The sequence below is a fragment of the Rheinheimera soli genome (genome assembly GCF_031457405.1).
In the GTDB taxonomy this organism is placed as follows: Bacteria; Pseudomonadota; Gammaproteobacteria; order Enterobacterales; family Alteromonadaceae; genus Pararheinheimera; species Pararheinheimera soli_A.
Genome location: NZ_JAVDWR010000026.1, coordinates 12,828 through 31,485 on the forward strand (window position 1 = coordinate 12,828; position 18,658 = coordinate 31,485).

The window sequence follows — 18,658 nt, forward strand, 5'->3', positions numbered from 1 at the left end:
GTGGTCATTGTGTAACAATGTGCACCCTGAACTTAAACCATCTGACAAGTATGGGATCTGGTATGAGCCTGATAAAGTAAAGGGTACATAATAAACAAGCAAAGGCAGCCGAAGCCTGGCAGTGCGCATCAGCTTTGAACTTTATGTTGCCAACTCAAAGCTGGTGTTGACTAATATATTGGTCTAAAATCAGACCTTAATTTAGTGTTTAAAGTGAGATTTTTTATGAGGCAGGTTTTGGCAGGTTGCTCAGCCAGTATTTCAGAGTTAAAAAAAAACCCAACAGCATTACTTAACGAAGCTAACGGCGCCGCCATTGCGATTCTTAACCACAACAAGCCTACGGCTTACCTTGTTCCGGCTGAAACCTACGAATGGTTAATGGATATGCTGGATGATTACGAGTTATCGCAATTGGTTGAAAGTAGGCGAGATGGGCTTTCTGATGCGGTGGAAGTAAGCATAGATGACCTATAAGCTAAAATTCCTGTCGCTTGCATTAAAAGAATGGGAAAAACTAGCGCCCCCAATTAAGGCGCAATTCAAAAAAAAACTAGCTGAACGTTTAGAGAACCCTCATGTGCTGTCAGCGAAGTTACGTGGCTACGACTCTGTTTACAAAATTAAACTGCGCACAGCAGGCTATCGGCTGGCTTATGAAGTTTTTGAAGATGAAGTTGTGGTGTATGTATTGGCAGTTGGTAAGCGCGAGAAAGATGCAGTATATAAAGCGCTGGCAACCCGCAAAAGTTAACACGCTGAATAACATAGCTTCCCATTTTCCTTCTGTTGTTTGGTGTTCCCGCAGCGGTTGCCATTCTGATCAAATGGAAATTATTGTGAGCCGTTTTAGGGATACAAATATCTTCTCCAAACTGGCTTTCTGTTGCCATACCCCTACAGGCTATAACGTACTCCAAACACAAATTTGCGGCCCCAGTTACCATAGCGGGTAGGTAAAGCCGGGTTGTTGTCGGCAAATTCGAATACTTGCGAATCGGTCAGATTTAACACTTCAAATTGGAAACTGAACTGACCATAGTTATAACTGGCTGAAAAATCTAACTGAGCATAAGCGTCTCTCCACATGGCCGGATTACGTAATTCGCGGATGTATTTGTCTCTCCATGCATAAGCTAAACGTGCTTCAAAATCATCATTGTGCTGGTAGTAGAGTACGGCATTCAGGCTATTTCTGGATAAGCCGGGCAGCTGTATTGATCGCACATCATCAACATCGGTAAAGCTTGCACTGCTGTCTGTTGAGGTGTAATTGAGTATGCCCCCGAGGTTGTTAAAGGGGGCAGGTAAAAAACTAAAGTTGGACTGCAGCGCCAACTCTATACTGGCAACCGATGCCTTATTGCCGTTCACTGGTCTGGTGATCTGGAATACTCTGGGACCAGGTGGGGTTGTGCCACTGCAGCCAATTTGTGGGCAAGTGATTAAGGTGACGTCTTCTGTAATATTTTCCACCAGAGACTCAATATCTTTATAGGACAAAGTGATGGAGGCTAAGCCCGCGTCTTCAGCGACGCCAAAATACCACTCAGCAGCAAGGTCAGCATTCCATGCGGTAAAAGGCTGGATTTCGGGGTTGCCTGCAGATCCAACCTGAGTTCCCAAGTCTACTCTGACGGCTGGTGACATGTCGGTCAGGCTGGGGCGCGCCAGAGTTCTGTAAAATGCAGTGCGAAACACCAGGTCTTGCGTGGCATCAAGTTTGAGGTTAAAGCTTGGCAACAGCTTAGTGTAATCATTGTCAATGGTCGTGGGCATATTGGACGCGCCACCGCTGGTGTCTTCAATGGTACCGCTTGCGGCAGAAGTAGTTCGCACCACCCGTAAACCTGCATTACCAAACAGAGGCAAGTCATCAAAGATCTGGCTTTCGAAATTCGCTTTCAGATAAGCCGCCAGCGTTTGCTCATCGACTTCAAAAGAGGACATAGGATGGGGCTGCATAAAGTTGTCAGGAAACAGAGGGCGCATCAGTAAGTCGCTTTGATGCAGATTTACTCTGATAATCTGGTTCACTGGCCCAGGGCCTTTGTAGTCAATCAGGCTTGCAAGGCCAGCCGCATTTAAATCAGGAAAACTCCCACCTCCCACTCTGTCACCTGCACCCACACTGCCTCGGGCTTCAGTACGTGATTTAGTGCGCTCGGCGTAGCGTACACCAAACTCCAGTGTCGTCTGATTTTGCAGGCTGTATTCCAGATCAAAACGGGCTGACCAGTTATTATCTTTATTGATGCTATCGGCAAAGATATACACCAGATACTCATAATCATTTATATCGTTGAAACTGAAATTGGCTTCTGCCGGAGTAAAATGCACCAGTTTGCCCATATGCTGCAGGTTAATCGCAATATCGCCGCCTAAATCGCCGCTGTCGCTATTGCCGATAGAGCTTTGGGTTGCTGAAAAACCATGTAATGCCCTGTTTAACTGTTGCTTTGCAGCTGAATACGCCAGCTGTGTTTTAAATGCCCAGTTGCTGTTGAGCTCACCTTTCAGACCCAGCACATGCTGAGTGATTTCGTCTTCAGCTGCAAAAAGTTCATTGGTGACTCTGGGCGCAATTTTGTTAAAAGTGCCGGCTGTCACTATGCCGTCTTCGACCACCAGCTGTGTGGCAACGCCTATATTACTTTCAACTTCTACATCGTTTTTGATCAGTTGATGATCTTCTTTCAGGTTGACGTAAAGCGCATCGTAACTCAGTGCCATCTCATCTGAGAGTTGATACTGGAAAGTAAAAGTGGATCCCAGCCGCTCCCGCTGTGAATCGTCCACTACATAACGAGGGGTGCGGGGTAACCAGGCTGTCAACTGTTCGGCGGTCAATCCTGCCCGATCTGCAGCGGCCATACGCGCACTCATGGGCTGGTTCCAATTCGATGTATCAGCACGGTGTGACACATTCTCTGATCCGGCATAAGCCAGACCAAAAGCAACACCTACTTTGTTATGCCAGTTTTTCGCCACCTGCAGCGCAGTTCTGGGTTTGGTATTTTCAGTCAGTTCTGTATAGAGCCCAAGCAGAGAAACTGACGCTTTCAGGCCATTGTTTTGCTCATCAATCTTTACATTCAGTGGTTTTGGCGTGTCCATTTGTAACAAAGCCGCTAATCCGCCTTCGGTTAAATCTGCTGAAGCGGATTTATGAATAACCACTTCGTTAAACAGCTCTGAAGGGAAGAGATCAAATCTGAAATCACGATTTGTCTGGCTGGTACTGCTGGTCATGCCCAGCACTTCGACCCGGGTAAACTCGGGAGACAGTCCCCGAATATTAATTTGATCGCCTTCACCCCTATTGCGGTTGAGCGTAATGCCGGGAATTCGCTGTATGGATTCGGCGATATTCAGATCAGGGAATTTATTAAAATCTTCGGCGAAAATGGTGTCAGTGACGCCCACTGCACTACGTTTTGCCAATACGGAGTGGGTAATAACACCACGTATTCCTATGACTTCAACTTTTAGTAGTTCTTCCAGGCTCATGGAGAAAAAATCTTCGGGGTCTTCTGTTGTTTGCTCAGGAGTTTGAGCGTAAACAGAACTGGTCCCCAGCAAAACAGCGCTAATCATCATGGATCTGATGGTCCTGATGGATCCAGCTTGTTTCAACTTGTATGGCATTGCCTGTTCCTCAGAGCTTTAGGGTAGCATTTGTGCTGCGCTGATTCAGAACGCAAAAACATGTAATAGAGTGCTGTCCCTGGCTTGAGTATTTTGTGAGAGTGTAGGGGGGATTAAGCCACTACATAATTCTTTGGCCATCTTTGTGTAAGGCTAGCCAAATAGTTGATTTTTTCAAGTTAAAGAGCAACATATGAAAAATAAACACTGAGTTTAAGTTATTAGGGCTGGTATGACGCTGAGCTTGAGATCAGTCCTGCCTGATACTAAAGCTGCAAGCATCAGGCAGGACTGGTATAGATCCAAAGGATAAAAAACCTTTACCAGATAGCACCAGGCACTCTGGTAAAGGGAGTCGCGTGCTCTAAAAGAGTATGGCGATTAAGATAATGATGGGAATTGGGATCCCAAGAAACCAGAGTAATACTGAACGCATAACAATCTCCTTTTAATCGAGTGAATGTGATTTAAGCATCACGTTGACGACCACCGTAAACCGCCATCAGGCTTGCGATAAATGCGCCAAACAGCAGGGCTACAGCCATCCAGAGTGCGGCATAAGCTGATGCTTTGCGGGCTTCATCTGCAGTTTCACGAGCTGTAGTTTCGGCGTTTTTCAGCATAGTTTTTACTTTATCAAAGCCCTCTGATACACGTTGCTCAGCATCCTGCTGGCTCAGATCCGTCTGCTGTGCGATCAATTGAGCTATATAGCTTTGATCTTCTTCTGGTAACTCGCCTGCGTATAAGGCTCGGGCAAATATCCGTGTCACTTCTCCAGCAGGAATGTCACGAATACCCTGATCCGATCCGTTGCTGCGTGATGCTGTTCTTTCAGTCTGTACTTGTGGAGCAGGTTCATTTGCCGGTGCTGTAGTTCCTTGTGCCTGAGCTTCCGGAGTCAGTTCATTTGTCTGTGATGCGACTCGTCCAGCCAGAACATCAGGCGAAGGTTGGTTTGCCTGTGGGGTGATGCGTTCAGTGGAGCTTTGTGCATCAGCACGGAATAATGAATCGACAAAATAGCCCAGAGCATTTTTGTTGTCGCCAGAACCATCTTCACTGGCTGCCATAGTGGCAGCTGAACCTGCAGCTGTTCCGGCTACAGCACCTGCTGCCCCGCCCACCATTTCAGCGCTGGCACGCATACCACTGCCAACTGCGCTGACGACAGATGTCATGATCACCGCTGTCAGCAGTGATGCGACGGCCCAGGTAAGAAAACCGTGGGCAGTATCGCGGAAGTACACTTCATCTGTGTGCAAGTCTGTCCATTTGGTACGCAAACGGCCGGCTAAATAGCCCCCCATACCGGATGCAGCCAACTGGGTAAAACTTAACCAGACGATAGCTGCCACACCAAAGCTGGTGGCACTGATACCTTCCATACTCCATGGCGACACAGCGGAGAAACCAAGCCCTGTGCCAAGGATCATCAGTAACAATGACAAAGCGGCAGCTCCGGCAGCTCCGGCAAAAATCGCTGCCCATGACACTGCGCTCTGGTTGCCTGCAGATCTATCAACAAGGTGTGAGGGAGCGTGTTGTTCTCTCACCGGGTCCAAACTCTGGTTAATGTATGACATAAGAATCTCCATTGCTGTTATTGATCAATAAGGTCGTAAGGTATGTGAGCGCGCTGGCATCTATGTTGGCTGCATCCCTTTCTTTGAACGTTCTCTTTGTGGTATTCATTAGTGTTGAGACTTCAGCATACTGTCGCGCTGATGTTCCGCCCGCGCCGCGCCTATGGCGGTTTCTACTTTTTTAACTTCTTCCGGAGGCGGCAGAATGGCTGGCAAACCCAGGGACTCAATCCACAATTCGCGCAGAAAACCTTTGGTGTGATACAAATGATGGTGTTCATCCTGCTCTACCAGCTCAAATGCAGCCAAAAGCGCAGCTGTTTCTTCACCCTGGCCGTGTTTTGCCAGATGCCCAATCAGCTCCCAGTTTTGATGATCTTTGGTTTCGGCCAACACCACGCATTCACAAGCCACCAGTTGCGCTGCGGCAGCGCTGTCTTTTGCTTTGGCTATCAGCATGGCTTTCACCAGAGAATCGCCAATGTGAGCAACCACTTCACGGCCAGGAGTTCTGGTGTCGGGGTCCAGCCCAAGTTCACCAAACACATCCACCAGCGCTTGTTCGTGGCTGAGAGTTTGTTCCAGATACTCTTGCCATTCCGCTTTTAACTCCTTGTTTTGTGCACATAACAGTGCGGTTTCGTAGATTTTTATACCTCCGCGCTCTGTCTCAAGCGCCTGATGCAGCAGCTCGTGCAGTTGTTTTTTGATATAAGGTGTTTTTTTCATCGTTTTATCCTTTGGTAACACCACTTGAAGCAGTGGCAGGCTGTGCAAAGAGCTCGCACACAGATGGGGTTATTTGCTTGCTGGATCTTTAGTTGCAGGATCCCGGGATGGATGACGATGAGCTGCCACTGCATGAATGAATTCCGGCACTATGGCGGCCAAACTGCTGTTGTCTGCCATCAGAATGCCCTCGTTTTCCTCCACACCAGGCCCTACGCCTGCTCTATCAAGCAGTTCCCGGCCGTCACCCAAGGCAAGGATGGTTTTGCAGTGCTGGTACAAATCCTTGATAAATCCGAGCGTATGCTTATTGGTGGCGAGTGCCCGGATTGCTTCGTTGCCATCGGGCAATACAGCAGCATCAAACAGCACGGCCGGAGAGTTTTCCAATGAGCGGTCTGCTTCTACTTTTTCGCCTGAAGCGCAGGTAAATATGCCTATGCGCGGTCCGACAAAATGAACCACGGCGCCAGCTTCTGTCAGCGCGTCATAAAGGCGCAGCAACGAGCTGTACTGAATTCCTTCCTCGATCAGAATGGCTACCTGACGGGTGCGAACACCACATTCACCCGGCAACGCCATCATAGATAAGGCCGCTGACACTGTGACTTCAGGCAATTGCGGTTCAAGAATGGCTTTAGGCATGGCGTCTGGCAGATCCATACCCAGACCAGCTGCTACTTCAGCGGCTAATTCAGGGCATACATTAACCAGAGAAGACAGCATGCGACTGCGAATGGCAGGAACAGCCACTTTGCTCAGTTCAAAGCGAAATGCATCGGTAATATGGGCTTTTTCAACCGCAGTCTGGCTGTTAAAAAACAAGGTGGCTTGCAGGTAATGTTCAGCAAACTTTTCTGGTTTGCCCCGTACTTTGTCTTCGCTGACCCTGTCAGGAAAGGGCATAAAACCGCCGTTACCGGCCTGGCTGACGGCTGATTGACTGGCGCCAGCCTGAAAAGGGCAACCACCTGCCAATGAATTCGGCTCATACGCAACCCGGCCACGATTGAGCGCTTGCCTGTGCATGCCATCACGTTGGTTATTTTGCACTGAGGCAAGTGGCGAGTTGATTGGAATTTCATGAAAGTTAGCGCCGCCAAGACGGCTGATTTGGGTATCTACATAGGAATGGATCCGGCCTGCAAGCAGCGGATCATTGGAAAAATCTATGCCGGGAATGACATGGGCTGTACAAAACGCAACCTGTTCGGTTTCAGCGAAGAAGTTATCAGGGTTACGATTCAGCACCATCAGTCCGACGGGCAGAACTGGTACTAATTCTTCAGGGATCAGCTTGGTGGCATCAAGCACATCAAAACTAAAGCCTGCGGCTTGTTCTTCTGTGAATAACTGCAGACCCAGCTCCCATTCCGGAAACTCTCCAGACTCTATGGCTTCCCACAAATCACGGCGATGAAAGTCGGGATCAGCCCCTGATATTTTTACTGCCTCATCCCAAAGCAGCGCATGAGTGCCTTGTAGTGGTTTCCAGTGAAACTTACAGAATATGGATTGGCCTTGCTCGTTTACCAACCTGAAGGTATGAACGCCAAAACCTTGCATCATGCGATAACTGCGCGGTAGAGCGCGGTCTGACATCAGCCACATCAGCATATGGGTAGATTCAGGCATCAAAGAGACAAAATCCCAGAAGGTGTCGTGCGCCGATGCAGCCTGAGGCATACCGTGATGGGGTTCTGGTTTGACGGCGTGCACCAGATCAGGAAACTTCATCGCATCCTGAATAAAAAACACCGGCATATTGTTACCCACCAGGTCCCAATTGCCTTCGTCGCTATAAAATTTCACGGCAAAACCACGCACATCACGAGCTGTATCTTTAGAACCCCGTTCGCCTGCGACCGTCGAAAAGCGTACAAAAACCGGGGTGATTTTACCTTCTTCGGCGAAAGGTGCTGCGCTGGTGTATTTGCCAAGCGCGTCATAGGCTTTGAAGTAACCATGTGCACCAGAACCCCGGGCATGGACTATGCGTTCCGGGATCCGCTCGTGGTCAAAATGGGTGATTTTTTCCCGCAGAATAAAATCTTCCAGCAAGCTTGGCCCACGCAAACCGGCTTTCAGGCTGTTCTGGTTGTCGCTGATACGAACACCCTGATTGGTAGTTAAAGGTCGGTCACTTGCATCAACCCGAACTCTGTTCAGCGATGCTACTGTTGGATTAGTGCCGGGGCGCACTGCGCTACCGGTTTTGGTTGTACCTGTATCTTCTGTCGCAGTGCTTGCGGTCAAAGTAATGGATCGTGGCACTGCAGTAGCGCCGGGCGGCGGCGTTAAAGCGTTGTCGTGACCGTATTCGAGGGCTTTATTGCTGTTATAGGGCTGGCTGCTTACCAGCGAATCTGTGGCGCTGGCTTGCTCTGCCACTATATCGTTTGTTTTCAGTACAGCCTGATGTGCAGGAGCTGTGGCTATTGATAGGGCATCTTTGTTTTTCAGCTGCGACGACTTATCTGGCTTTTTATTCTTCGTCATCATTGTTCTCCGGTGAGATGTGGACGGCAGATAAAAAGCTGCCGCTGGAAGCGCTAAGCTGTATCGATTCTTACGCCACAGGCAGGTGATGTCTGTTCGATAACGAACTCTTGTTCTGCAGCTCGGCTGTGGCCTTGATCAGGCTTGTCTGTTCCGATTTTGTCCTGAGTGTGGCAACGCACCGACGCTATAGCCTGTATCACTCAGGCTGGTTGTAAATCAGCGGTTGTGTTGTATCTGAAGTTTTATACCCAAGTAACCTCAAGATGCTCTGAAACTCGCATCTTGAGGTCACTTGGGTATATAACAGCTATGAAGGGTGAGTTTTTAAATTTACCGGCCCTGGTCGCATGCGGCTCTATGCTGGTTGGTCTTGAAGTGTCGTGTTCAACAGAAACCGGATCCCGGGTGATACAAAGCATTGGCACTGAGCAAGACAAAACCCAACAAAAGGATCTGCTTTGAGGCCTGAACTGGTTTCACTATATTTTCTGTTCAGCATAAGGAGTGAGCTGTGGATTTAAAAAGTGGTTATCCGTATTGGGCCATCAAAAATGGTTTGATGCATGTGTTCCCGCAGCTTGATGCCGATTTAAGCTGCGATGTGGTAGGGGGGGGGCGGCTGCTACAGGTCGCTTGCTAGCGAATGAACAGGCTTCGCATCCGCATGCTGATTAAGGCGAAACATCGGGTGATTGCTATTGGTGATGACGCCGTACTGGCCAGAACAGAAAGTGCCACACAATCGCAGCAGCTTTACTTATATCAGGGACCCTGTTGATCCAGCTCAACCCGGCTGGTCGGCCACTACTTTATTGTGGCAGTCGTCACGGCTTTATCTTTATTTGCCCTGGCTTATGGCGGCAATGCAATGGTATTACCTACAGCATGCTGGGAGCTGGCTTATTACGCGCACAAATTGAGCGGCGTCCACATCCATTAACAAAGTTGTTCTCCTTTGTCAGATCGGGATATAGCTGATATGAAGCTGGCACACTTAAAGAGCTATCACTCACAACCAGTTGCATCAGTTCAGAGTGCAACACAAGGCAGGGAAAAAAATGCAAACATCAGAATTGGATAAGCAGAAAACCAGTTGGCATAGTGAGCCTGTGGAGTCGTCGCTGGAAGAATTGAAGAGCTCCACTTCAGGTTTGGAGGAGCAAGAGGCGCAAGCGCGTCTTGAAAAAAATGGGCCTAATCGCTTACCTGAAGCGGAAAAACGCAGTGTATTGATTAGTTTCCTGCTGCATTTTCACAATATTCTCATTTATGTTTTGCTTGGTTCTGCCTTTATTACCGCAGTACTGGGGCATTGGATTGATACCGGGGTTATTCTGGCGGTTGTGGTTGCTAACGCCATTATGGGCTTCATTCAGGAAGGTAAAGCAGAAAAGGCAATGGATGCGATTCGTCAGATGCTTGCGCCTCGTGCCAATGTCATTCGAGGTGGCGATCGTGCCAGTATTGAGGGTGAAAAGCTGGTGCCAGGTGACATAGTACTGCTGGAGGCTGGTGATAAGGTGCCTGCCGATTTACGTTTGCTCAGTGTCCATGGTATGTCAGTACAGGAAGCTATTCTGACAGGTGAGTCTGTGCCTGTGCAAAAGCAGACAAAAGCAGTGGCAGCAGATGCAGCTCTTGGTGATCGTCTCTGCATGGCATTTTCCGGAACTCTGGTGGTTGCAGGTCAGGGCAAGGGTGTTGTGGTGGCCACGGCTGGAAATACGGAGATAGGACGGATCAGTCACCTTTTATCAGAAGTGGAAACGCTGAGCACTCCTTTGGTTAAACAGATGAGTGTCTTTGCAAAGTGGCTGACAGTGCTGATCCTCTGTATTGCGGCGATTTTGCTGCTTTATGGTTATTTTGTTGCCAACACTGCTTTCGCGGATTTGTTTATGGCTGTGGTCGGTTTGTCCGTTGCTGCTATTCCTGAAGGTTTACCCGCCATACTTACTATTACTCTGGCCGTTGGTGTGCAAGCTATGGCAAGACGACAGGTGATAGTGCGGCGACTGCCAGCCATCGAAACACTGGGGGCTGTTTCGGTGATTTGTTCAGATAAAACAGGAACTTTAACCCGCAATGAAATGCTGGTGACTTCGGTCCTGACTTCAGAGCACTTGTTTAGCCTTGAAGGTGAAGGGTATAAGCCCGAAGGTATGTTGTCGCTGGACGACAGCCATGTTTCCCCTGCTGACTATGGGGTATTGGACCAACTCGCCAGGGCGGCCGCACTTTGTAATGATGCTGCATTGCATGAAAAAGACGGTCAATGGCAGGCAGAAGGTGATCCAATGGAAGGGGCCTTGCTTGCTTTCGCCGGCAAAATGGGCATGGAGCTTCGCAAAGGACAAAAGGACTGGACTCGCACTGATGCCATTCCCTTTGATGCCCAATATCGTTTTATGGCAACTTTAAATCATGACCAAAACCAAAATGCTTTTGTCTTTGTGAAAGGTGCGCCGGAACGTATTCTGAGTATGTGTCAGCAGCAAATGGGCATCGATGGTACAGAGCAAGCTCTTGATAGCGACTATTGGCAGCAACAAGCTGAAGCTATAGCGGCGAAGGGGCAACGGCTGCTGGCTTTTGCACTGAAGGCAATGCCAGCAGAACATAAAGTGTTGCAGCATCAGGATGTGGAAGCTTCGCTTACTTTGCTGGGCATGGCAGGAATGAGCGACCCGCCGCGACCTGAAGCTATTACCGCCATAGCAGAGTGCTATGAAGCAGGGATCCGGGTCAAAATGATTACCGGCGACCATGCGAAAACAGCAGCAGCCATTGGCCGCCAAATTGGCCTGCAAAATCCGGACAAAGTGCTGACAGGTGCTGATTTGGACGCGATGGACGATCAGGCGCTCAGTGCCAGTGTTCTTGACTGTGATATTTTCGCCCGCACCAGTCCTGAGCATAAACTACGGCTGGTGACCGCCTTGCAAGCGCATGATATGACGGTGGCCATGACAGGAGATGGCGTTAATGATGCACCTGCATTAAAGCGCGCTGACGCAGGTATTGCGATGGGGCTTAAAGGTTCTGAAGCGGCCAAAGAAGCGGCAGAGCTGGTGCTTGCCGATGACAATTTTGCTTCCATTGTTGCAGCTGTCCGTGAAGGCCGCACTGTGTATGCCAATCTGAAAAAAGTGATTAGCTGGACTCTGCCGACCAATGCAGGTGAAGCCATGGTGATTATTGTGGCTTTGCTTTTAGGTATAGCCTTGCCCATCACTCCGGTACAGATCCTGTGGATCAATCTTGTTACAGCCATTACTTTGGGCATTGCATTAGCTTTCGAGCCTACTGAAGACCATACCATGCGCCGGCCGCCCCGTCCGCGCAGTGAGCCTTTGTTAAGCGCTGAACTGATATGGCACATCATTTTTGTCTCATTGCTGTTCTTAGCTGGTGTTTACGGTATTTATTATTTCGCTCTGGAAAGAGGTTATTCTATGGAACTGGCTGGAACTTTAGCGCTTAACACCCTGGTTGCTATGGAGATTTTCCATCTGTTTTTTATCAGAAATATCTACGGCACTTCGTTGACGTGGAAGGCAATACGTGGCACAAAAGTGGTATGGATGGTGGTGATTGCAGTGACTGCAGCGCAGTTTGCCATTACCTATCTGCCAGCACTGCAAACAGTGTTTGCTACAGAATCTGTGCCGTTTTGGGACGGCGTATTGGTATTTGCCATAGGTGTAGCCTTGTTTGCCATTGTGGAGACTGAAAAGCAGATCCGTTTTGCTATTCGTTCTAAGTTAAATAATCACTGACAGCTTAGCTATCAGCATTTTGCACTGGAGTTCAGTGCAAAATGTTGCCTTTTAATCTGTTGGTCCAGACGGGTTAACATGATGAAACTACCTACAAAAATTGAACTGATCAGCTGTTGCATATTGCTGAGTATTGGCCTCTTTATGCTTTGGTATTTTCCGGCACACTCAAACGCAGGCTGGTATTCGATAGTACTGGGGATCACCTTTGGGCTATTTCCCGGGCCGCAATTAAAGGCGAAGTTTGAACCCAATAACGAAAAAACCACACAGCTGCACCATGCTACTGTTACCGGGCGGGAAAAGCCTTTAAGCTGGTGGGCGTCGCCCTTTCCCTGGGGACTGGCTGTTTTAATGCTGGCCCTGGTGTTTGCCTTCACAGCATAACTATTTTTAGTTCGATAACCGGATACAGGACGCTTAATTTTGATTGGAAGACTGCTTGATAAGTTGGTTTTTGGTGCAGCGTTAATTTTTGCGCTGCAAATGCCTTTGCTAGTCGATCATTACCATCAGTATTTGTCTGGCCTTTACAGCGCCACTAAATGGCAAGTGGATGGCTACGAAGCTACAGCAAAAGCCCATCAGTTTGCTGACGTGAACTCTATGATTGATAACCACCTGAAAAACGCTGAACCCAGTGTCAGAACGGATGCGGAACAAAAGCTGCAGACTGTTGAGTTATTGCAGGAGTTAACCAGCGGCATGGAGATCTTTGCCCATGGCAATTTGTTAGAGAAGATGGTCTTTATGTTGCACCCCGACAGAGTTCATGTGGTGAAGGAAGTGCTACAGAATTTCAAAGTGGGTATACCGCTGAATGCAAGTGGCTTGCTGTTTGCTGTGGTGTTGGCATTGTTATTAAATATGCTGATTATGTTGCCGTTCAGACTAATGCGCTCCGACCGTCGTGCAGATCAGTACTAACAGCAAGTGGGGTGTTGAACTGGTTTTGTTTGTTGTCTGGTCACTGCCCATAAACAGACATTGAGAGGAAATGCCATGTCCAGAGAACTGCTGCTGCTTGTATTGGCAGATGCGATTTTGCTGGTGCATGTGCTTTTTGTCTGTTTTGTTGTCTTTGGGCTTGTGGCTATTTATCTGGGCTATTTTCTGAACTGGCTGTGGGTCAGAAATATGGCTTTTCGGTTGCTGCATTTGTTCGCTATCGGCATAGTGGTCCTGCAATCCTGGTTGGGTGTTATTTGCCCTTTAACTATTTGGGAAATGGCACTTCGAAAAGAAGCTGGGGTTGTGACTTACTCAGGCTCTTTTATCCAGCATTGGTTGCATCAGTTGCTGTTTTACACAGCGCCCGAATGGGTATTTATTCTGTTGTACAGTGCTTTTGGCTTACTGGTTTTGGCCAGCTGGTTTGTTGTTCGGCCAAAAGGCCGTATCGATAAAGAGTGAGTTTCAGTGCATTATGCGACTTTTTATTATTCAAGGAAGATAAGCATGAAATTTGTGATGATTTATGGTGCCTCAGGCGTTGGCAAAGAAAGCGTCGGACGTGAGCTGGCAAGACAAAATGGTTTACATCTATTTCCTCAGCATCTGGCTTTTGATATTGCTTGTGCTGTTGTGGGCTTTGGTAATACGGGCTTTGAAAAGTACCAACGCAAGATTTGCTTAGACGCCTTCAGAGCGCTGATTGACAAGAAAGTTGCAGGAATCGTCTTTACCTTCTGTTACGTTTATCCGGCCAGCAATTACTTTATCGAAGGCCTTTTTGAGCTGCTCAATGAGTATCAGATCAAGGCCGACTTTGTCAGATTATCCTGTGATCAGGAAGAACACATCAGTCGGGTGACTTCTGAACAACGGAAAAACACCAATAAAATTCAATCGAAACTTTATCTTGAAGACTATCTGAACAGATTCGATTTTTCTGTCGATATAGCCGAAGTTGAAACTTTCCATCTCAACAGCACCGGATTAACTGTTCAGCAATCAGCCCTTGAAATTGAACATTATCTGGCTAAACACCAGAAAAAAACGTTCACCTGAACTGCTTTTCAACTATAGAATGTTGCTGTCCGCGAAAGTGGTTTAAGCAAGGAAGAGTATGTTTTACAACGCATTTATATCACTGAGTTTAATCATTGCTGTTATGTCTTTTTCCCTTTCTGCTGCTGGCAGCAAATTAGTGCAGGTGAAAGATGCTGAACTTGAATATGAAATGGCGGGAAGCGGCAAAACTATCATTTTGCTGGAAGCAGGTGGTGGTGCTGCCATGTCGGATTGGGAACCGGTATTTCAGCAGGTGGCAAAGCAGGCCACTGTGATCCGTTACTCCAGGGTTGGCAACGGCAATTCCACCGCTATAAAGCGCCATTTTACGTCTCGTGATTACGCCGATTATGCCAGCGAGTTGCTAATCAAACTGAATATCAAAACTCCTGTCATACTGGTAGCGCATTCCTATGGCGGCAGTATAGCCCGTGATTTTGCCGCCACTTACCCTGCGCAAGTGAAAGCACTATTGCTGCTTGACCCTTCCTCTGAGCATGATGTGGATATTATGCGTGCTATCGATTTGCAGCGAGCGAATCGCGAAATAGCGCAAATTAAGCTGGATGATATGGCCAATGGCATGTCGAATCAGTATCTGGATTTCTGGAGCAAAAGGCCACTGCCGGATCACCCGCAAATCAAAGATATGCCTGTCACAGTTATTGCTTCGGTTAAAATTTATGAAAAGCCAGGCAACCTGTTTTTCACCGATCAGGCCCGCCAGATGTGGGGTGAGATGTGGCAGCAATGGGCAACAGCCTTTCCGCAAGGCCGGGCTGTATTAACCAAAAAAAGTGGCCACTACGTACAGTTTGATGAGCCGGAATTGGTGCTGAGTGAACTGCAGTTATTGCTGGAGAAATCAGAGTCAGATTAATCACTGGTCAGTTTATTGAACGACAAAGGCTGTAGTGAAAGATGCTAACCAAGTGGAGCTTTAGATGAAGAAAAGTTTGTTAGTAAGCTATGGTATTGTTTATCTGGTGCTTATTGCCTTCAGTGTTTATGGCAGCATTTTAGTAGAGCAGTTTTCATTTGCCAATCTAATCAGTACCTTGCTTTCGATGGTCTATTTGTTGGGATTTTTTGGTTATGCACTGGAAAAGAGGATTTGGAATACGGCTGTCTGGCGTCGGTTCTTTTATCTGGTTTCTATTGCAACCTTAATACAGCTGGTTGCGGCTTTTTGGGCCGACGGGAAACAATCACTGGAGGTCATAGTAGCGACTGTATTGAGCCTGCCAGTTATATATGCTTTGTATCAATACAGTAAGGCCGATAGTGCTGTCTGGTTGCAAAACAAAGATAATTTAAAAGCAGATTTGCTTGATGCATTGCTCACAGCTGAACCTGTTTTGGTTGTCGAAAAGCTGAACGGTACGGGCAAAACAACGGTGACTCTATTGAAAGAGCCTGAAGGCTATTCTGTACAAATCTCAAGAACAAAGCACGGTAAGGAAGAAGCCTTTGCCAACAGCTTTAACAACATTGGTCATCTGGCCGCTTTTGTTGAAAAGTATACAGCTGTTACAGTGACCGATTTTGAAGAAAAATACGCTCAGGAATGTTGAGCAAAGTGTTAAAATTAAGTAATGTTTTTTAATTTTTAAGGAGTAACTAATTAACAACAGAAAACAGCCGAAGACCGCTGTTTTCTGTTGTTTTGGAGCTGTTCGAAATAGGAGATGATCCTTTGTATACAGAAAAACCACCTCACAATATGGTGCTTGCCAGCCTTTGGTTTGGCTTGTCCCTGTTGGTTGTGGCAGCTGCGATAGCTGTTGTGTTTAGTCAAACCCCTTTTCTGATGCCTGGCTTATTGCTATTGTCTGTTGTGCTTTTTATGACAGGCAGACAACGAGTGCAGCCTCTGGCTATTGAGCAGCAAAAGTATTATCAGCGAGTTCGTGTTGTCGCTTTGCTTTCAGCTGTGTTTTGTGGTGCTGCAGCTGGTTTAAATAGTGTGTATGCGGCTTTGGTTTAAAAGCTCAGCTATAGAGTTCGAACTGCATTGGTAGCTCTTCGCTTAAAAAGTTGGATGCTTGCTGCATCAGATACTCCTTAAGCGGAATTAATATCTGCATCCCAGCCTGGTTACTGTGTTATGTTAAGCGCCTTTAGTCATTTCTTCGCCTCTATCCTGCAAAGGCGATCCGTACAGTTCTTGTATGATTTTTGTAAGTGAAAAGACCACAAGGTTTTCAGTTGCATCCTGGCTTAAAACATCTGCTTTTTTTCCTTTGACTGCAATGCACTTAGAACTGGTTTTTGACCTGATATTTTGTTAAGTGAAGTTGAGCTTGGGTGCGATATCGCACAGAAGTTGTTTTGAGCTACGCAGTATCTTCAGCCGGTTTAACCGGATCCGGATCACCATTCCAATTAGAGGAATTGCATGTCAACAAAACCCAAACCGCATCCGCAGCAAAATCATCTGCTGGCGGCTTTAGCGCCTGATGTTCAGGCGCGTTTGTTTCCGCATCTGGAATTGGTGCCGCTGCCACTGCGCTCTTTGATGTACGAATCAGGCCGTACTATGCGCCATGTTTATTTTCCAACGGACGCCATAGTGTCGCTACAGTACATTATGGAGAATGGCGCCTCTACAGCCATTCTGGTGGTGGGGAATGAAGGGTTGTTAGGTATCTCCTTGTTTATGGGCGGACAGGGCACACCAAGCCGCTCTATAGTGCAAAGTGCCGGCCACGCTTATCGTTTGCCACGGCCTATGGTGAAAGAAGAATTTAACCGGCATGGTCAGTTATTGCTGTTGATGTTGCGTTACACCCAGGCCCTGATCACCCAAGTGGCTCAGACTGCAGTATGCAACAGGCACCACTCCATCGATCAGCAGCTCTGCCGCTGGCTGTTATTGTCTATGGACCGCTTGTCACATAATCAGTTGACGATGACGCAGGAGTTTATTGGCAATATGCTGGGCGTACGCCGTGAAGGGGTAACACAGGCTGCATTAAAGCTGCAGCAGCAGGGCGTCATTTCGTATTCGCGTGGCCTGATTAAGGTGCTGGACAGAGATAAACTGGAAACCTTGAGTTGCGAATGCTACGGAGTAGTTAAAAAGGAAACTGAATTATTATTGCCTTATCTGCCACAACGACAAGTGATCACTAATGTAGCTGCTATTCCGGTGGTCAAACTGCCAACGGTTTAAGCTGGTTCTGAAGCTGTTGTTTTTATAAAGAGGTAACCATGTCAGCAAAACCGCAAGTGCCCGTGAAAAAGGTGAGCGTCAAAAGGGCGACGCTGCATGGTGTACTGAAAAAAAATGAAGAAATTAAAATAGATGTTGGCAGAGCAGCCGGTGAACTGGCGTCGGTGAATGATGTTTTAAAGCAAGAAAATGCTTCAATTCAAACCATGAGGATAGCTCTCACTCAAAATGCAGACGCTGAAATCAGAGTGGCAAAAGCGGCAGAAGATTTAAAAAGAGTGAACGTTAAACTGGCCAATGAAATTGCGGTGCGTATAGGTATTGAATCTGAGCTTGATACCATGAAGGCTGACTTAGCCACAGTGCGCGATGATTTATTACAGTCTCAGGTGGCGGGGCAGCAGGCGCAACAACTGGCACTGACCGATGCTCTGACCGGCTTAGCGAATCGAGCTTCCTATGAGCAGGCTCTGGATCAGGGGCTGGCTCAGGCAAAACGGCAGGGCTGGGGCCTGGCTGTGATGTTTATCGACGTGGACAAGTTTAAACAGATTAACGACAGTCATGGTCATGAGGTGGGCGACAAAGTGTTGTTGATGGTGGCAAACCGGTTAAAATCTTTTGTTCGTGATGGCGATATGGTCAGTCGCTGGGGTGGTGACGAATTTGTTTGTTTGCTGCTTGAAGTGAAAGACAAAAATGATGTGCTGGCCCTGGCTAAAAAGTTAGCTGTGCGGGTGGCTGAAGCTGTTACCTTAAGCGGTATGACGTTGCATGTAAAAATCAGTATAGGTATTGCGCTCTTTCCGGCTGATGGTGATACGGCGCAGCTGCTGATTAAACACGCTGATACAGCCATGTATCAGGCTAAAGGAACGGCGCAGCAAGTGGTGTTGTTCCGACATCACAGCGATACAGAACCTGACTAATGAGCTCTGAAAAGCAGCTCTGGATGCAAAAAGATAAAGATGGGTAAGATGAATAATTCAACGATGGACATCAGTTTTCGATTTCGTCAGTTAAACAAAATGCAGGCGTTGACGTTGTGCCGCGAAATAGATTCAGCTTCTTACACTGAAGACTCAGAACATGAAGCGAGTACGGAAATTACAGTAAATGAAAAAAATCAAAGCGAGAGTGTAAAAAAATCTGTGTAAGTGGCATTCTACCTAACTCCTTGGAAGGGATAAAGAATGCCAATTACAGACCAATTACTGGATCAGCTG

18 protein-coding genes are annotated in these 18,658 nt (G+C 47.5%); 14 read left to right on the forward strand and 4 right to left on the reverse strand.

The window, feature by feature from the left end:
* Window positions 1-225: 225 nt before the first annotated feature.
* Complete coding sequence (locus J2W69_RS19565; RefSeq protein WP_310281692.1) at window positions 226-477, forward strand: type II toxin-antitoxin system Phd/YefM family antitoxin; 252 nt, start codon at window positions 226-228, stop codon at window positions 475-477.
* The gene (locus J2W69_RS19570; RefSeq protein ID WP_310281695.1) at window positions 467-754 is read left to right on the forward strand and encodes a type II toxin-antitoxin system RelE family toxin; all 288 of its coding nucleotides are present in this window, start codon (window positions 467-469) and stop codon (window positions 752-754) included. Before J2W69_RS19565 ends, J2W69_RS19570 begins: the two co-directional genes overlap by 11 nt.
* 143 nt (window positions 755-897) lie before the next feature.
* Here J2W69_RS19570 and J2W69_RS19575 read toward each other — a convergent pair whose 3' ends face one another.
* The 4 genes from J2W69_RS19575 to J2W69_RS19590 form a co-directional block, all read right to left on the reverse strand.
* Window positions 898-3,600: a TonB-dependent receptor gene (locus J2W69_RS19575; RefSeq protein ID WP_310281698.1), complete on the reverse strand. Its 2,703-nt coding sequence runs from the start codon at window positions 3,598-3,600 to the stop codon at window positions 898-900.
* 515 nt (window positions 3,601-4,115) lie between these two features.
* The gene (locus J2W69_RS19580) at window positions 4,116-5,234 is read right to left on the reverse strand and encodes a hypothetical protein (RefSeq protein WP_310281700.1); all 1,119 of its coding nucleotides are present in this window, start codon (window positions 5,232-5,234) and stop codon (window positions 4,116-4,118) included.
* 108 nt (window positions 5,235-5,342) lie between these two features.
* On the reverse strand, window positions 5,343-5,963 hold the full coding sequence (locus J2W69_RS19585) for a hypothetical protein (RefSeq protein ID WP_310281703.1): 621 nt from the start codon (window positions 5,961-5,963) through the stop codon (window positions 5,343-5,345).
* A gap of 69 nt (window positions 5,964-6,032) precedes the next feature.
* Entirely contained in the window at window positions 6,033-8,462 is a 2,430-nt protein-coding gene (locus J2W69_RS19590; protein ID WP_310281706.1) for a catalase, read from the reverse strand.
* Window positions 8,463-8,976: 514 nt separating this feature from the next.
* Here J2W69_RS19590 and J2W69_RS19595 point away from each other — a divergent pair.
* From J2W69_RS19595 to J2W69_RS19650, 12 genes are all read left to right on the forward strand, one after another.
* Window positions 8,977-9,105: a hypothetical protein gene (locus tag J2W69_RS19595; RefSeq protein ID WP_310281708.1), complete on the forward strand. Its 129-nt coding sequence runs from the start codon at window positions 8,977-8,979 to the stop codon at window positions 9,103-9,105.
* A 418-nt stretch (window positions 9,106-9,523) separates the two neighbouring features.
* Entirely contained in the window at window positions 9,524-12,244 is a 2,721-nt protein-coding gene (locus J2W69_RS19600; protein ID WP_310281711.1) for a cation-transporting P-type ATPase, read from the forward strand.
* Between the two features lie 81 nt (window positions 12,245-12,325).
* On the forward strand, window positions 12,326-12,631 hold the full coding sequence (locus tag J2W69_RS19605) for a hypothetical protein (protein ID WP_310281713.1): 306 nt from the start codon (window positions 12,326-12,328) through the stop codon (window positions 12,629-12,631).
* A gap of 39 nt (window positions 12,632-12,670) precedes the next feature.
* A complete protein-coding gene (locus J2W69_RS19610; protein ID WP_310281716.1) occupies window positions 12,671-13,171 on the forward strand; it encodes a DUF2937 family protein in 501 nt (166 codons plus the stop codon).
* 75 nt (window positions 13,172-13,246) lie between these two features.
* Window positions 13,247-13,657 carry a DUF2784 domain-containing protein gene (locus J2W69_RS19615; RefSeq protein ID WP_310281719.1) on the forward strand — a complete coding sequence of 137 codons (411 nt, stop codon included), beginning with the start codon at window positions 13,247-13,249 and terminating at the stop codon, window positions 13,655-13,657.
* A 45-nt stretch (window positions 13,658-13,702) separates the two neighbouring features.
* Window positions 13,703-14,254: an AAA family ATPase gene (locus tag J2W69_RS19620; protein WP_310281722.1), complete on the forward strand. Its 552-nt coding sequence runs from the start codon at window positions 13,703-13,705 to the stop codon at window positions 14,252-14,254.
* Between the two features lie 103 nt (window positions 14,255-14,357).
* Complete coding sequence (locus tag J2W69_RS19625; protein ID WP_310281725.1) at window positions 14,358-15,137, forward strand: alpha/beta fold hydrolase; 780 nt, start codon at window positions 14,358-14,360, stop codon at window positions 15,135-15,137.
* Between the two features lie 199 nt (window positions 15,138-15,336).
* Entirely contained in the window at window positions 15,337-15,831 is a 495-nt protein-coding gene (locus J2W69_RS19630; protein ID WP_310281727.1) for a hypothetical protein, read from the forward strand.
* Window positions 15,832-15,953: 122 nt separating this feature from the next.
* Window positions 15,954-16,244 (forward strand): hypothetical protein, encoded by a 291-nt coding sequence (locus J2W69_RS19635; protein WP_310281731.1) that lies wholly within the window; start codon window positions 15,954-15,956, stop codon window positions 16,242-16,244.
* Window positions 16,245-16,655: 411 nt separating this feature from the next.
* Complete coding sequence (locus J2W69_RS19640; protein WP_310281734.1) at window positions 16,656-17,432, forward strand: Crp/Fnr family transcriptional regulator; 777 nt, start codon at window positions 16,656-16,658, stop codon at window positions 17,430-17,432.
* A 38-nt stretch (window positions 17,433-17,470) separates the two neighbouring features.
* Window positions 17,471-18,361 carry a diguanylate cyclase domain-containing protein gene (locus tag J2W69_RS19645; protein ID WP_310281737.1) on the forward strand — a complete coding sequence of 297 codons (891 nt, stop codon included), beginning with the start codon at window positions 17,471-17,473 and terminating at the stop codon, window positions 18,359-18,361.
* Window positions 18,362-18,409: 48 nt separating this feature from the next.
* The gene (locus J2W69_RS19650) at window positions 18,410-18,589 is read left to right on the forward strand and encodes a hypothetical protein (RefSeq protein WP_310281740.1); all 180 of its coding nucleotides are present in this window, start codon (window positions 18,410-18,412) and stop codon (window positions 18,587-18,589) included.
* The last annotated feature ends 69 nt before the right edge of the window (window positions 18,590-18,658 follow it).

Coding starts and splice junctions, on each gene's coding strand:
- J2W69_RS19565 (WP_310281692.1), top strand. CDS start 226: ATGAGGCAGGTTTTGGCAGGTTGCTCAGCCAGTATTTCAGAGTTAAAA.
- J2W69_RS19570 (WP_310281695.1), top strand. CDS start 467: ATGACCTATAAGCTAAAATTCCTGTCGCTTGCATTAAAAGAATGGGAA.
- J2W69_RS19575 (WP_310281698.1), bottom strand. CDS start 3,600: ATGATGATTAGCGCTGTTTTGCTGGGGACCAGTTCTGTTTACGCTCAA.
- J2W69_RS19580 (WP_310281700.1), bottom strand. CDS start 5,234: ATGTCATACATTAACCAGAGTTTGGACCCGGTGAGAGAACAACACGCT.
- J2W69_RS19585 (WP_310281703.1), bottom strand. CDS start 5,963: ATGAAAAAAACACCTTATATCAAAAAACAACTGCACGAGCTGCTGCAT.
- J2W69_RS19590 (WP_310281706.1), bottom strand. CDS start 8,462: ATGACGAAGAATAAAAAGCCAGATAAGTCGTCGCAGCTGAAAAACAAA.
- J2W69_RS19600 (WP_310281711.1), top strand. CDS start 9,524: ATGCAAACATCAGAATTGGATAAGCAGAAAACCAGTTGGCATAGTGAG.
- J2W69_RS19605 (WP_310281713.1), top strand. CDS start 12,326: ATGAAACTACCTACAAAAATTGAACTGATCAGCTGTTGCATATTGCTG.
- J2W69_RS19615 (WP_310281719.1), top strand. CDS start 13,247: ATGTCCAGAGAACTGCTGCTGCTTGTATTGGCAGATGCGATTTTGCTG.
- J2W69_RS19620 (WP_310281722.1), top strand. CDS start 13,703: ATGAAATTTGTGATGATTTATGGTGCCTCAGGCGTTGGCAAAGAAAGC.
- J2W69_RS19625 (WP_310281725.1), top strand. CDS start 14,358: ATGTCTTTTTCCCTTTCTGCTGCTGGCAGCAAATTAGTGCAGGTGAAA.
- J2W69_RS19640 (WP_310281734.1), top strand. CDS start 16,656: ATGTCAACAAAACCCAAACCGCATCCGCAGCAAAATCATCTGCTGGCG.
- J2W69_RS19645 (WP_310281737.1), top strand. CDS start 17,471: ATGTCAGCAAAACCGCAAGTGCCCGTGAAAAAGGTGAGCGTCAAAAGG.
- J2W69_RS19650 (WP_310281740.1), top strand. CDS start 18,410: ATGAATAATTCAACGATGGACATCAGTTTTCGATTTCGTCAGTTAAAC.